The sequence below is a fragment of the Streptomyces drozdowiczii genome (assembly GCF_026167665.1).
GTDB lineage: Bacteria > Actinomycetota > Actinomycetes > Streptomycetales > Streptomycetaceae > Streptomyces > Streptomyces drozdowiczii_A.
Genome location: NZ_CP098740.1, coordinates 3,618,947 through 3,632,973, shown reverse-complemented (window position 1 = coordinate 3,632,973; position 14,027 = coordinate 3,618,947). Strand labels below are relative to the sequence as shown.

At 73.3% G+C, this 14,027-nt stretch carries 9 protein-coding genes; 6 read left to right on the top strand and 3 right to left on the bottom strand.

The genetic code is table 11. From position 1 onward, the window contains the following. Positions 1-2 precede the first annotated feature (2 nt). From NEH16_RS16470 to NEH16_RS16460, 3 genes are all read left to right on the top strand, one after another. Positions 3-2,102, top strand: a complete 2,100-nt coding sequence (locus NEH16_RS16470; RefSeq protein WP_265543211.1) for a flotillin family protein — start codon at positions 3-5, stop codon at positions 2,100-2,102. A 247-nt stretch (positions 2,103-2,349) separates the two neighbouring features. Further along, positions 2,350-7,266, top strand: coding sequence for a DNA repair ATPase (locus NEH16_RS16465; RefSeq protein WP_430523754.1), 4,917 nt, complete (start codon positions 2,350-2,352; stop codon positions 7,264-7,266). 30 nt (positions 7,267-7,296) lie between these two features. Continuing rightward, positions 7,297-9,222, top strand: coding sequence for an NAD-binding protein (locus NEH16_RS16460; RefSeq protein WP_265543209.1), 1,926 nt, complete (start codon positions 7,297-7,299; stop codon positions 9,220-9,222). 200 nt (positions 9,223-9,422) lie between these two features. On the opposite strand, the gene NEH16_RS16455 is transcribed toward NEH16_RS16460, so the two are convergent. Continuing rightward, positions 9,423-9,821: a VOC family protein gene (locus NEH16_RS16455; protein ID WP_265543207.1), complete on the bottom strand. Its 399-nt coding sequence runs from the start codon at positions 9,819-9,821 to the stop codon at positions 9,423-9,425. A 182-nt stretch (positions 9,822-10,003) separates the two neighbouring features. On the opposite strand from NEH16_RS16455, the gene NEH16_RS16450 reads away from it, so the two are divergent. From NEH16_RS16450 to NEH16_RS16440, 3 genes are all read left to right on the top strand, one after another. Beyond that, a complete protein-coding gene (locus NEH16_RS16450; RefSeq protein ID WP_073966550.1) occupies positions 10,004-11,083 on the top strand; it encodes an LLM class flavin-dependent oxidoreductase in 1,080 nt (359 codons plus the stop codon). Positions 11,084-11,085: 2 nt separating this feature from the next. Continuing rightward, positions 11,086-11,739 carry a CE1759 family FMN reductase gene (locus tag NEH16_RS16445; protein ID WP_265543204.1) on the top strand — a complete coding sequence of 218 codons (654 nt, stop codon included), beginning with the start codon at positions 11,086-11,088 and terminating at the stop codon, positions 11,737-11,739. Positions 11,740-11,833: 94 nt separating this feature from the next. Continuing rightward, complete coding sequence (locus NEH16_RS16440) at positions 11,834-12,256, top strand: universal stress protein (RefSeq protein WP_265543202.1); 423 nt, start codon at positions 11,834-11,836, stop codon at positions 12,254-12,256. Between the two features lie 56 nt (positions 12,257-12,312). Here NEH16_RS16440 and NEH16_RS16435 read toward each other — a convergent pair whose 3' ends face one another. Both NEH16_RS16435 and NEH16_RS16430 read right to left on the bottom strand, forming a co-directional pair. Next, positions 12,313-13,434 (bottom strand): MerR family transcriptional regulator, encoded by a 1,122-nt coding sequence (locus tag NEH16_RS16435; RefSeq protein ID WP_265543200.1) that lies wholly within the window; start codon positions 13,432-13,434, stop codon positions 12,313-12,315. Between the two features lie 92 nt (positions 13,435-13,526). Next, positions 13,527-13,925 carry a hypothetical protein gene (locus tag NEH16_RS16430; RefSeq protein WP_073966554.1) on the bottom strand — a complete coding sequence of 133 codons (399 nt, stop codon included), beginning with the start codon at positions 13,923-13,925 and terminating at the stop codon, positions 13,527-13,529. Positions 13,926-14,027: the final 102 nt, after the last annotated feature.

Here is a 14,027-nt window from a genome sequence, read left to right as displayed (position 1 = left end):
TCATGGATGCCATCTCCTTGGGCCTCGGCCTGCTCGTCGCCGTGGTCCTCCTCATCGCCGTAGCCGTGCTGCTGATCATCACCCGGCTCTTCCGCAAGGTGGAGCAGGGCAAGGCGTTGATCATCTCCAAGACCAAGAAGGTCGACGTGACCTTCACCGGTGCCGTCGTCCTGCCGGTGCTGCACAAGGCCGAGTCCATGGATATCTCGGTCAAGACCATCGAGATCCGGCGCACCGGGCGCGAGGGTCTGATCTGCCAGGACAACATCCGCGCCGACATCCACATCACGTTCTTCGTGCGGGTCAACAAGACCGTCGAGGACGTCAAGAAGGTCGCCCAGTCCATCGGTACCGAGCGCGCCAGCGACAAGGTCGCCATCCAGGAGTTCTTCGCGGCGAAGTTCTCCGAGGCGCTGAAGACCGTCGGCAAGCAGCTGGACTTCGTGGACCTGTACACGAAGCGCGAGGAGTTCCGCGACCGGATCATCCGGGTCATCGGTACCGACCTGAACGGCTACCACCTGGACGACGCGGCGATCGACTTCCTGGAGCAGACCCCGATGGCGCAGCTCGACAGCGCCAACATCCTGGACGCCCAGGGCATCCGGAAGATCACCGAGCTGACCGCGATCGAGCACGTCCGCACCAACGAGTTCCAGCGCACCGAGCAGAAGGAGATCACCCGGCAGGACGTCGACGCCCGGGAGACCATCCTGGAGCTGGAGCGCCGGCAGGCCGAGGCGGAGATCAAGCAGCGCCGTGAGGTCGAGACGCTGCGGGCCCGCGAGGAGGCGGTGACCGCCCGGGTCCAGGAGGAGGAACGCCTGGGCGCCCAGGCCGCGTTCATCAGGACCGAGGAGCAGCTGGGCATCCAGCGGGAGAACCAGGCCCGGGAGATCGCCGTCGCGCAGAAGAACCGCGAGCGGGTCATCGCCGTGGAGAACGAGCGCATCGAGAAGGACCGGATGCTGGAGGTCATCGGGCGCGAGCGCGAGACCGAGCTGAACCGCATCGCCGCGACGAAGGAGGTCGAGGCGGAGCGCCGCGAGGTCGCCGATGTGATCCGCGAGCGGATCGCGGTGGACCGCACGGTCGCCGAGCAGGAGGAGTCCATCAAGACGCTCCGGTCCGTCGAGGAGTCCGAGCGCACCCGCAAGTCGGTCATCATCGCCGCCGAGGCGGAGGCGCAGGAGCGGCTGGTCAAGGACATCAAGGCCGCCGAGGCCGCGGAGGCCGCCGCCACCCACCGGGCGGCCGAGCAGCTGACGCTCGCGGAGGCCCGGCTGAAGACCGCCGACCTCGACGCGCAGGCCAAGCTGCGGCTCGCCGAGGGCATCCAGGCGGAGTCGGCGGCGCCCGGCCTCGCGGACGTCCAGGTGCGGGACGCGGCGGCGGAGGTGATCGAGAAAACGGGGCTCGCCGAGGCCGGGGCCACGTCCGCGCGGCTCAAGGCGGAGGCCGAGGGCGCCCGTCTCAAGGCCCTCGCGGACGCGGAGGGTACGCAGGCGCAGGCGTCGGCCGACGCGGCGGTGATCGGCGAGAAGCTGAAGGCGGAGGCCGCGGGCCTCACGGAGAAGGCGGCCGCGATGGCGGCGCTGGACGACGCGTCGCGCGGGCACGAGGAGTACCGGCTGCGGCTGGCCGCCGAGAAGGAGATCCGGCTCGCGGGTCTGGACGTGCAGCGGCAGGTCGCCGAGTCGCAGGCGGCGGTGCTCGCGACGGGGCTGGAGAACGCGGACATCGACATCGTCGGCGGCGAGTCGGTCTTCTTCGACCGGCTGGTGTCGTCCATCTCGATGGGCAAGAGCCTGGACGGCTTCGTGGGGAACTCCGATACGGCGAAGGCGCTTGCCGGTCCGTGGCTGAACGGCGAGTCCTCGTTCACGGAGGATCTGACGCGGGTGCTGTCGTCGGTCTCGACGGGCGATGTGCAGAACCTGACGGTGTCGGCGCTGCTCATGCGGATGATGGCTGCGCCATCGTCGGGGGTCGGTGCGGACCAGGTCCGGGCGCTGCTCGACCACGCGAAGTCGCTGGGCCTGGCGGACGTCCCGGTCAGCGGCTTGGCCCGGCCGGGCCTGAACGGCACGCCGGTGTCGTAGGGGTCCGCTGCCGAACGCCCCACCGGGCCCCGTCCGTCCTCAAACGCCGGACGGGCTGGGTGGGGCCCCGTCCACGACCTGAACGCCCACCCCAGCCCCGTCCGTCCTCAATCGCCGGACGGGCTGAGTGGGGCCGGGCTGGCCTTCAAGCCCCGCCCAGCGGTCACTTCCAGTCCGTCCGGCACACCTCCCAAGCCCGTCCGGCGATTGAGGACGCCTGGACGGCAAGTCCGAGCCCGTCCGGCGGTTGAGGACACCGCCGCAAGCCACACCGCAAGGAGCACCCAGTGGACACCGTGACCGCCCCGCCGCCGGGGACTACGACGTCCTGCGGCGCCGCCTCCGTACGCACGCAACCGAGCTCGCCCGCAGGGCCACCGACCTCAACGCCCGCCGCACCGAGGCGTTCGGCGCCACCGGCCTCACGCTCCTCCGCAGCGAGCAGATCCGGACGGACCGCCCCTCCACCCCCCGCGACCTCGTCGCACTCGGTGGCGAGCTGCTGTTCGGCTTCGAACGCGGCCCCGGCCGACAGGACGCCCCCGCCGTCGACGACGTGCTCGCGCTCTACGCCGCCGACCTCACCCCCGGCACCGGCACCCCCCTCACCGACGCCTCCTTCGTCCGTGAATTCGACGGCCTGCACCGCTACTTCCGCGACGCCCGCCTGCTGCGGCTGCGCCGGACCGAGGGCCGCCTGCTGGCGGTCTTCCGTACCGGCGACACCGCCGAGGACATCCGGGTCCTGCGCTGGGCCCTCAACCCCGACGGCTCCCCCGGCGCGTTCCTGGACGCGCGCGGCGAGCGCGACCACGTCTTCCCGCCGTCGCACGACTTCAGCTGGACGGCCGCCGGCCGCGAGGCCCACGTCGCGGGCCGCCACCCGCACATCGCCATCGGCTGCGAGGCCGAGCTGTACCTGGACACGCTGGGCGGCACGCTCACCGTGAAGACCGTCAACGACACGGAGACCCAGGAGGGGATCTACGAGGAGCCCGTCACCGAACCCCTCCAGTCGCTCGCGGACGCCGAGGTCGAGTACGCCGAGCTGGGCCCGCTCGTGCTGCTGCGGGTCCGCCCGTACAAGGAGGAGGCGAGGCGCTACCTCGTCTTCAACGCGCTCCTGTCCACCGTGACCCGCCTCGACGGCATCGGCCCGGCCTGCCAACGGCTCCCGGAGGACCAGGGGATCATCTTCCCCGGCGGCTTCTACCTGACGACCGGCGAGGCCAGGACCTTCGACATCGCGCAACCGCTCACCGACCCGGTCTTCGAGGAGGCCGTCCGCTCCCCGAACGGCGAGGACGTGCTGTACGTCTTCCGGTCCCGCCAGGACGGCCGCAGCCTGCTGCTTCCGTACAACGTGATCCGCCAGGAGGTGGCCACCCCGCTCCAGGGCCGGGGCCACGCGCTGCTGGACGACGGCACGCTGGTGGTTCTGCGTGACCAGGTGGAGGGCAGCGCCGCGCGCGTCCACCCCTTGCAGCGCTGGCAGACGCCGTACGTCTCCGACACCTACGCCGCGTCCCGCCCGGCGGGCGAAGGCCCCCTGGCCCGGGTCGGCAACGCCGACCTCGTGCGCGGGATCTCCGACTGCCTGGCCCTCGCGCACGCCGCGTCCGAGACGACGCCGACCGCCGCCGTGTACGACCGGCTGGTCGCGGACTGCGTACGGGCGGGCGACCGCTACCACTGGCTGGACGACGCCGAACTGGGCTCCCTCGCCGAGCCCTTGGACGAGCTGCGCGAGACCGCGCGCCAGGTCGTCGCGGAGTTCGAGGCGGTCCAGGCCCTCACCCGGCAGGCCGCCGACGCGCTCACCGAGACCGCCGACCGCATCACCACCCTGGTCCGCCGCGTCCGTGGCGAGGCCCCGCGCACCGCCGCCGAGTGGGTCGACCGCCTCACCGAACTGCGCGGCGCGCACGGCCGTCTGGCGACCCTCGCGGAGATGCGGCACGCGGACACCGAGCGCATCGCGGAGCTGACCGCCGCCACCGCCGAGGACATCGAGGCGGCCGCCCGCCGCGCGGTCGCCTTCCTGGCCGAGGACGACGCGTTCGCCGGCTACCACGAGGACATCGCCCGCCTCACCGAGGAGGCCGCCGAGATCGCCGCGGTCACCGACGCCGGAGCGCTCGGGGACCGGCTGGCCGCCATGACGGACGGCCTGAGCACCGTCACGGACGTCGTCGCCGGGCTCGACATCGGCGACGGAGTGGTCCGCACGTCGATCCTGGAACGCATCGCGGAGGTCCTGGGCGCCGTCAACCGCGCCCGCGCCACGCTCGACGCCCGCCGTCGCGCCCTCGCGGACCACGAGGGCCGGGCCGAGTTCGCCGCCGAGTCCGCGCTGCTCGGGCAGGCCGTCACGGCCGCGCTGGCCGCCGCCGACACGCCGGAGTCCTGCGACGGGCAGCTGGCCAGGCTACTGCTCCAGCTGGAGGACCTGGAGGCGCGGTTCGCGGAGTACGACGACTTCCTGGCGGAGCTGGGCGAGCGCCGGACCGAGGTGTACGAGGCGTTCTCGGCGCGCAGGCAGGGCCTCCAGGACGAGCTGGCCCGCCGCACCGAACGCCTCGCGGACTCCGCCGCCCGGGTCCTGGAGACGGTCGCCCGGCGCGGCGCCGCCCTCCCCGACGCGGACGCCGTCCACACCTACTTCGCCTCCGACCCGATGGTCGCCAAGATCCGCCGGACCGCCGAGGAGCTGCGGGCGCTCGGGGACACCGTGCGCGCGGAGGAGCTGGACGGGCAGCTGCTCGCCGCCCGCCAGGAGGCGGGGAGGGCCCTGCGCGACCGGGACGAGCTGTACGCGGACGGCGGGTCCGTGATCCGCCTCGGCCGGCACCGGTTCGCGGTGAACACCCAGCCGTTCGAGCTGACCCTCGTGCCGCAGGACGGCACGCTCGCGTTCGCCGTCACCGGGACCGACTACCGGATGCCGGTCACCGACCCGGAGTTCGCCGCGACCCGCCCGTACTGGGACCAGACGCTCCCGTCCGAGTCCCCGGCGGTCTACCGGGGCGAGCACCTGGCCGCCCGCCTCCTCGACGAGCACGGCGCGGACCGGCTCGCCTCCCTGGACGACGGCGAACTCGCGGCGCTCGTGCGGGAGTCGGCAGCCGCCGCGTACGACGAGGGCTACCAGCGCGGTGTCCACGACGAGGACGCGACCGCGATCCTGGCCGCGCTGCTGCGGCTGCACGCGGGCGCCGGGCTGCTGCGCTTCCCGCCCGCCGTCCGGGCCGCAGCCCAGCTGTTCTGGGCCCATGGGACGGACGAGGCCCGCCGCACCTCCTGGACGCGCCGCGCCCGCTCGCTGGCCCGCGCCCGGGAGACCTTCGGGCTCGCCCCGGCGGTCGACGCGCTCCAGGAGGAGTGGGCGGCGGTGATCGGCGGCGAGGGCGCGCGGTCCGTCGCCTCTTACCTCTTCGAGGAGCTGACCGGCGGGCCCGAGGGCTTCGCGACGGGCGCCTCCGTCCGCGCGTTCCTGGACAAGTTCCGCCACGCCACCGGCACGTCCGCGTACGACGACGACCTCGCGGCCCTCGCGGACGACCTGCCCGCCCGGCGCCAGCTCGTGGAGGGCTGGCTCACCTCGTACGCCGGGGCGAGCGGCACGGAGATCGACCCGGGCGACCTCGCGGAGGCCGTCGCCGTGGAGCTGTGCCCCGAGCCCCTGCTCGGCCGGTACGAGGCGGACGCGCCGCTCACCGAGACCGTCGACGGACTCCTCGGCGTCCACCCGCGCATCGAACGCGGCCGGCTCACCGTCCGCATCGATGAACTCCTCTCCCGGACCGAGGAGTTCCGCCGGGAAGTCGTCCCCGGATTCCGCGCCTACCAGCGCCGCCGCACCGCCCTGGTCGCCGCCGAGCGGACCCGGCTGCGGCTCGACGACCACCGCCCGCGCGTGATGTCGGCGTTCGTCCGCAACCAACTGCTCGACGAGGTCTACCTGCCGCTGATCGGGGACAGCCTCGCCAAGCAGCTCTCCACCGCCGACGCCGACCGCCGCACCGATTCGCAGGGCCTGCTGCTGCTCGTATCGCCGCCCGGCTACGGCAAGACGACGCTCATGGAGTACGTCGCCGACCGGCTCGGGCTCGTCCTCGTCAAGATCAGCGGGCCGAACCTGGGCCACGACGTGACCTCGCTCGACCCCGCGCGGGCGGGCAGCGCCACCGCGCGCCAGGAGATCGAGAAGATCAACTTCGCCCTGGAGGCGGGCAACAACACCCTGCTCTACCTGGACGACATCCAGCACACCTCGCCGGAACTCCTCCAGAAGTTCATCCCGCTCTGCGACGCCACGCGCCGCGTCGAGGGCGTACGGGACGGCGAGCCGCGCACGTACGACCTGCGGGGCAAGCGGTTCGCGGTGTGCATGGCGGGCAACCCGTACACCGAGTCCGGGGCGCGCTTCCAGGTGCCCGACATGCTCGCCAACCGGGCGGACGTGTGGAATCTGGGCGAGGTGCTGTCCGGCCGCGAGGACGTCTTCGCGCTGAGCTTCGTGGAGAACGCGCTGACCGCCAACCCGGTCCTCGCCCCGCTCGCCGGCCGCTCCCGCGAGGACCTGGCGCTGCTGCTGCGGCTCGCCTCCGACGACCCGGCGGCCCGCCCGGAACAGCTGGAACACCCCTACGCGCCCGCCGAGGTGGAGCGGATCACCGCCGTTCTGCGGCATCTGCTGCGGGCCCGGGAGACGGTGCTCGCGGTCAACGCCGCGTACATCGCCTCCGCCGCGCAGACCGACGCCACCCGCACCGAACCGCCGTTCCGGCTCCAGGGCTCGTACCGCAACATGAACCGGATCGCCGAGCGGATCGCGCCCGTGATGAACGACGCCGAGCTGTCCGCCGTCGTGGACGACCACTACGCGGGCGAGGCGCAGACCCTGACCAGCGGCGCCGAGGCCGCGCTCCTGAAGCTCGCCGCGCTGCGGGGCACGCTCACGCCCGCGCAGGCCGAGCGGTGGGCGGCGCTCTGCTCCTCGTACCTCCGCACCCAGGCGCTCGGCGGGCCCGAGGGCGATCCGATGACCCGCGCGGTGGCGGCGCTGGGGCTGCTCGCGGACCGGATCGCGGCCGTCGAGACGGCGATCGGGCGCGCCGCCGACCCGCGCCACCTGCTGGCGCGGCACCCCGAAGGCCGCTGACCGTCCTCGATCAACGGAAGGGAGCAAGGCATGCTGGGCCATGTGTCCTTCCCCCAGCAACCCCAACCCTCCCCGTTCACCGGCCACATGGTCGTCTGCGGAGACGACGCGCTCGCCCAGCGGCTCGCCGTGGAGCTGCGTTACGTGTACGGGGAGCGGGTCACCCTCGTCGTGCCGCCGGAGCCGGGCGCGGTCAGGCCGGACGAGCCGCTGAGCGGGCGCGGGCGCGCCGCCGCGCTGTTCGGGCGGATGGCGTCCGCGATGAACCGCAACGGCGGTGGGCTGCCGCACGGAGCGGACGGGGACTCCCTCGCGGGTGTCGAGGCGGTGCGCATCCTCCAGGCGGCCGAGCCGTCCGACGAGGCGCTGGCGGAGGCGGGCATCGCCCGGGCGTCGGCGGTCGCCCTCGTCTACGACGACGACGAGCGCAACATCCGGGCCGCGCTGACCGCGCGCCGGCTCAACCCCCGTGTGCGGCTGGTGATCCGGCTCTACAACCGGAAGCTGGGCCAGCATCTGGAGACCCTGCTCGACCAGGCGGCGGCCGTCGCGTCCCCCGGGCTCGACCCGGCCGCGATCGACGCCTCCACCACGGTGCTGTCCGACGCGGACACCGCCGCGCCGGCCCTCGCGGCCACCGCGCTCGCCGGTTCGACCCGGGTGATCCGGGCCGAGGGCCTGTTCCTGCGGGCCGCCGAGCGCACCCCGCCGCCGGGCGGCCAGGTGGCGAACCCCGGCCTGTGCACCCTGGCCCTGCTCTCCTCCACCACCCACGACCCGGCGGGCGCGGAGGGCTCCGACAGCAGCGGGGCGGAGGGACCGCAGCTGCTGCCCGGGCCTGCGGAGATCGCCGCCGCGACCGGGCGCGGCACGGTCGTCCTGGAGGCCGTCACGCAGTCCGGGCCCGCTGCCCCCAAGCCCCGGATGGGCGGCCGGGGCGCGCCGCTCAGCCAGTTCTTCTCGCGGCGGCTGCGGTGGTCGGCGCTGGGCGTCGGGCTGGCGGTGCTCGGGCTCGCGGTGGCGTCCTCGTTCACGACCGGCGACCATCCGCTGCACGCGGCCTACCTCACCCTGCTCGACCTCTTCGCGATGGGCGATCCGGCGATCGGTGAGCCCACCGCCCGCCAGGTGATCCAGATCCTCTCCGGCATCGCGGGCCTGATGCTCCTGCCGCTGCTGGTGGCGGGGGTCCTGGAGGCGTTCGGCTCGCTGCGCAGCGCGTCCTCGCTGCGGCGGCCGCCGCGCGGGCTCTCCGGGCACGTGGTGCTGCTCGGGCTCGGCAAGATCGGCACCCGGGTCCTGGTGCACCTGCGGGAGCTGGGCATCCCGGTGGTCTGCGTGGAGGAGGACCCGGACGCGCGGGGCATCCCCCTCGCCCGGCGGCTGCATGTGCCGGTGGTGCTCGGTGACGTCACGGACGAGGGGGTCCTGGAGGCGGCCAAGATCGGCCGCTCACGCGGGCTCCTCGCGCTGACCAGCATCGACACGACGAACCTGGAGGCGGCGCTGTACGCGCGCTCGCTGAAGCCGAATCTGCGGGTGACGGTGCGGTTGTTCGACGACGAGTTCGCCACGGCGGTCTACCGCACGCTGCGCACGGCGCACCCGCAGGCGATCACCCGCTCCCGCTCGGTCTCCCATCTGGCGGGCCCGTCCTTCGCGGTCGCCATGATGGGCCGGCAGATCCTGGGCGCGATCCCGGTCGAGCGCAAGGTGCTCCTGTTCGCGGCGGTGGAGGTGGGCGGCCACCCCCAGCTGGAAGGCCGCACGGTGGACCAGGCATTCCGCGAGGGCGCCTGGCGCGTCCTGGCCCTGGACGTGGCCCCCGGCTCCCTCGTCTGGAACCTCCACCCGGGCTACGTGCTCCGCCCGACGGACCGCGTCATCATCGCGGCCACACGCCGCGGCCTCGCGGAGCTGCTGGGCCGCCGCCGCGCGAGCCGTTCCGGCGTCTGAGGCCCAGACCTCCCACCCCGGACCGGGGCACAGGCTTCCGTCCTCAAACGCCGGACGGGCTTGAAATACCCGCGCACCCGGCCCATCCGGACAAACCCAGCCCGTCCGGCGCTTGAGGACGGAACCCTCCGCGCCGGACCGGGGCACGCGCCTTGTCCTCAAGCGCCGGACGGGCTGGGTATGCCGGGGTGCGCACGTACCTACGGCCGCCAGCCCCTCCGGCACAGGACCAGCCGGTATCCGTCCGGGTCCTCCACCGTCACCCCCCACTCGTTCCAGTACGGGTTCGGGGAGGCGACCCTCGTACCGCCGCAGGTGAGCAGCCGGGCCACCAGGTCCTCCGGGACCGGGCCGTCCAGGTACAGGACGAGCAGGTCCTCCTCGGTGGGCCGGGGGTCGACCGGCCCCCTGGTCAGCTCCAGATGCCAGGGGCCGCCGGGATGCCCCACCATGAGAAGGTCATGCGTTCCCGGCTCCCGCCCCGCGTCCGCGCGGAAGAGGACCGTCAGCCCCAGCCCCTCCACCCAGAACCGCTCGGCGGCGCCGAGATCGCGCGAGGGGCGGGCGAGGCGGACATGCGTCTCGGCGGTGAATGCCACGGGGGTCCCTTCGTCGGGCGGCGTCGGGCCGCGTCGCCGCAGCGTATGAGGGCCGCCGGGACGCGCGCATCGGCCATCGGTCCTGGTCCCCGAGGCGGAAGGAATACCCCGCCCCCGCCCCCCGTTGTACGGGGCGTTCAGATAGTTCAAGGTTCAACAACAGCGACCAGGAGGCGGACGCCATGCAGTTCGGGATCTTCACCGTCGGGGACGTCACCACCGACCCCACCACCGGTACGACGCCGAGCGAGCACGAGCGGATCAAGGCCACCGTCGCCATCGCGCGGAAGGCCGAGGAGGTCGGGCTCGACGTCTTCGCGACCGGTGAGCACCACAACCCGCCGTTCGTCCCCTCGTCGCCGACCACCACGCTCGGCTTCATCGCGGCGCAGACGAAGAACATCGTCCTGTCGACCTCGACCACGCTGATCACCACCAACGACCCGGTCAAGATCGCCGAGGACTACGCGACGCTCCAGCACCTCGCGGACGGCCGCGTGGACCTGATGATGGGGCGCGGGAACACCGGCCCGGTGTACCCGTGGTTCGGCAAGGACATCCGCCAGGGCATCCCGCTCGCCATCGAGAACTACGCCCTGCTGCACAAGCTGTGGCGGGAGGACGTCGTGGACTGGGAGGGCAAGTTCCGTACGCCGCTCCAGTCGTTCACCGCGACCCCGCGCCCCCTGGACGGCGTGCCGCCGTTCGTCTGGCACGGCTCCATCCGCTCGCCGGAGATCGCCGAGCAGGCCGCGTACTACGGCGACGGCTTCTTCCACAACAACATCTTCTGGCCCATGGAGCACACGAGGAAGATGGTGCGGCTGTACCGCCAGCGGTACGCGCACTACGGCCACGGCACCGCCGAGCAGGCGATCGTCGGCCTCGGCGGCCAGGTGTTCATGCGGAAGAACTCCCAGGACGCGGTACGCGAGTTCCGCCCGTACTTCGACAACGCGCCGGTCTACGGCCACGGACCGTCGATGGAGGACTTCACCGAGCAGACCCCGCTGACCGTGGGCTCGCCCCAGGAGGTCATCGAGCGGACCCTGTCCTTCCGCGACGCGGTCGGCGACTACCAGCGCCAGCTGTTCCTGATGGACCACGCGGGACTGCCGCTGAAGACGGTCCTGGAGCAGCTGGACATCCTCGGCGAGGAGGTCGTCCCCGTGCTGCGCAAGGAGTTCGCCGCCCTGCGCCCGGCCGGTGTCCCCGAGACCGCGCCGCTGCACCCCGCCTACGCCGCCACGAAGGAGAGCTGACCGTGTTCGCCACCGAACCCGTGAGGATCGTCGCCGTATCGGCGGGCCTCAGCAACCCGTCCTCGACCCGGCTGCTGGCCGACCGGCTGGCCGCCGCCGCCCGGGACCGGCTCGACGCCACGCAGGACCGCCCGGTCGACGTCCGGGTCGTCGAACTCCGCGACCTCGCCGGGGACATCGCGAGCCACCTGGTGTCCGGCTTCCCGCCGCCCGCCCTGGAGGACGCGCTCGCGGCGGTGACGGGCGCGGACGGCCTGATCGCGGTCACGCCGGTGTTCACCGCCTCCTACAGCGGTCTGTTCAAGTCCTTCTTCGACCTGGTCGAGAACACGGCGCTGACCGGCAAGCCCGTCCTCGTCGCCGCCACCGGCGGCACGCCCCGGCACTCGCTGGTCCTGGAGCACGCGATGCGCCCGCTCTTCGCCTACCTGCGCGCCGTCACCCTGCCGACCTCGGTCTACGCGGCGTCGGAGGACTGGGGCGCGTCCGGCGACGAGTACACCGAGGGCCTGCCCGCCCGCATCCGGCGCGCGGGCGGCGAGCTGGCCGACGCCGTCAGCGGCGGCCGGGCGGTCTCCGGCGCGTCCAGGACACCCGGCCTGGACGACGAGGTAGTCCCCTTCGAGCAGCAGCTCGCAGCCCTGCGCACGGCCTGACCGGCCCCGGAGATCGCCGTTTCGCCCGTTTTGACTAGAGTCGTACGGGAATACGTGACCCGAGCACAACCGCGGAACCGAGCTGGAGGCAGAGATGGGCAGGATCGTGGTGGGCGTCGACGGCTCCGAGTCGTCGGTCAAGGCACTGCACTGGGCCGTACGCCAGGCCAAGCTGACCGGTGACACGGTGGAGGCCGTCAACAGCTGGGAGTACCCCGCGACCAGCTGGGCGTCGATGATGCCGGGCCTCCCGGAGGACTTCGACCCCCAGGCCATGGCCACGGTGTCGCTCACCGAGACGCTGGAGGAGGCGCTGGGCGCCCAGGGCGCCGCCGCCGTCAGCAAGGTCGTCGTGATCGGCAATCCGGCACAGGCCCTGCTGGACCGGGCGGAGGGCGCGAACCTCCTGGTCGTGGGCGCGCGCGGCTACAGCGGCTTCAAGGCGACCCTGCTCGGCTCGGTCAGCCTGCACGTCACCCAGCACGCCTCGTGCCCGGTGACCGTCGTCCGCAACTGATCCGGTACGCAGGGCAGGGCCCCGCACCACGCGTGGTGCGGGGCCCTGCCGCGTCCTCACAGCTCCACGACGTCCGCCACCGCACACGCCACGTTGTCCGGCGCGCCGGCCGCCTCCGCCAGCTCGATCAGCGCGCCCACGGCGGTGGACGGCCCGTCCGCCCCGGCCAGCACCCGGGCCAGCTCCCCGCCGTCGACCACCGCCGAGAGCCCGTCCGAGCAGAGCAGATAGCGGTCGCCGGGCAGCGCGTCCCGCACGTCCACATCGGGCCCGGAGCCGTACGGGCCGTCCCCGGACAGCACCTTGAGGAGCATCGCCCGCTGCGGGTGCGAGAACGCCTCCTCCTCCGTCAGCGAACCGTCGTCGATCATCGACTGGACCAGGCTGTGGTCGTGCGTGATCCGGAACAGCTCGCCCCCGCGCAGCAGATAGGCCCGCGAGTCCCCGATGTGCACGAGCCCCAGCCGCGAGCCCGTCCACATCATCGCCGTCAGCGTCGTGCCGGACTCCTCCGGCGCCTCGCTCCCCGCCACCGCGTCCCGCACCGCGAGCGCCGCCCGCTCCGCCGCGTCGTGCAGGGTGTTCAGCAGCTCGCCCGCAGGCACCGCGCCCGGCGCGAGCGGCTTCAGGGCCTCGATCGCGGCCGTGCTGGCCCCCGCCCCGCCCGCGCCGAACCCGTCGGCGACCGCGAGCAGCCGGGCACCGGCGTAGACCGCGTCCTGGTTGGTCTCGCGCACCGCGCCCGTGTCCGTGCGGGCCGCGTAGCGGATTCCGAGTGTGCCCACCGATGTCATGACGTCCTCCGTCGACAGCTGGTCGATGAGGAAGGCCGCGAGGTCACGGCGGGCCGCCGTCTCCGTCTCGACGCGCGCCCAGTACGCCCGGATCGCCGCGGCGGCCGCGCCGGAGTCCAGCGCGATCACCTCCCTGATCCGGGCGAGCGGCATCCCGATCCGGCGCAGCCAGGCCACCAGCCGGGCCGCCCGCACCTGCGCCGGGTCGTAATACCGGTAGCCGTTCACCGGGTCGACCAGGGCCGGCGGGAGCAGACCGAGCTCGTCGTAGCGGCGCAGCGCCTTCGCGGACAGCCGGGAGAGCCGGGCGAACGCCCCGATCGTCACCAGCGCCGCGCCGGGGCCCCGCCCCTGCCCGTACTCCGTCACCGCACGCCTCCTCATACCGGGCGGACTTCCCGCCCCGGCACACTCGATCCTTGGCCTTCCCCCATGGAGAAGGTCAAGGATCGCCGACGTGCGGGTGGGCGCGGGCGTCACTCCCGCGTGTAGAAGTAGTAGTACGCGGCGAGCAGTCCGCCGGCTCCGAGGATCAGCCCGATCACCGACGCGGACAGGATGCTCGCTCCGGACAGGCTGTAGAGGAAGCCGATCGAGCCGCCGGTCAGCACCCCGTACGCGGCGGCCCGCAGCTCGCGCGGCAGCCGGTTCTGGATGCGGCCGAGCCCGAAGCAGAGCACCGCGAGCACGGCGCCCGAGACGAGCCCGAGGGCGAGCCGGGTGCCCGTGAGGACCCCGCCGCCGCGGACGATGGCGGTCGCGTAGCAGCCCATGATCACGCCCAGCGTGACCGGGATCGCCCAGCTGAGGACCGGGCGGTGCCGGGCGGGCATCGCGTGCCTCCCGCGTGCCGGCACCGAAGCTTGTGCGGCCATGGCAGAGAGCTCCTTCCGTCACCCCCGCTTTCCCTCCAGAGCACACCTGGTCGGGCCGCCCGGCAACTCGGATGGCCCACGGCCCGGGGCGCCCCGGCGCCA

What these genes read in the sequence shown, in the direction of transcription:
- NEH16_RS16450 (WP_073966550.1), top strand. Translation starts at nt 10,004, where the DNA reads ATGCAGTTCGGGATCTTCACCGTCGGGGACGTCACCACCGACCCCACC.
- NEH16_RS16460 (WP_265543209.1), top strand. Translation starts at nt 7,297, where the DNA reads ATGCTGGGCCATGTGTCCTTCCCCCAGCAACCCCAACCCTCCCCGTTC.
- NEH16_RS16470 (WP_265543211.1), top strand. Translation starts at nt 3, where the DNA reads ATGGATGCCATCTCCTTGGGCCTCGGCCTGCTCGTCGCCGTGGTCCTC.
- NEH16_RS16430 (WP_073966554.1), bottom strand. Translation starts at nt 13,925, where the DNA reads ATGGCCGCACAAGCTTCGGTGCCGGCACGCGGGAGGCACGCGATGCCC.
- NEH16_RS16440 (WP_265543202.1), top strand. Translation starts at nt 11,834, where the DNA reads ATGGGCAGGATCGTGGTGGGCGTCGACGGCTCCGAGTCGTCGGTCAAG.
- NEH16_RS16435 (WP_265543200.1), bottom strand. Translation starts at nt 13,434, where the DNA reads ATGAGGAGGCGTGCGGTGACGGAGTACGGGCAGGGGCGGGGCCCCGGC.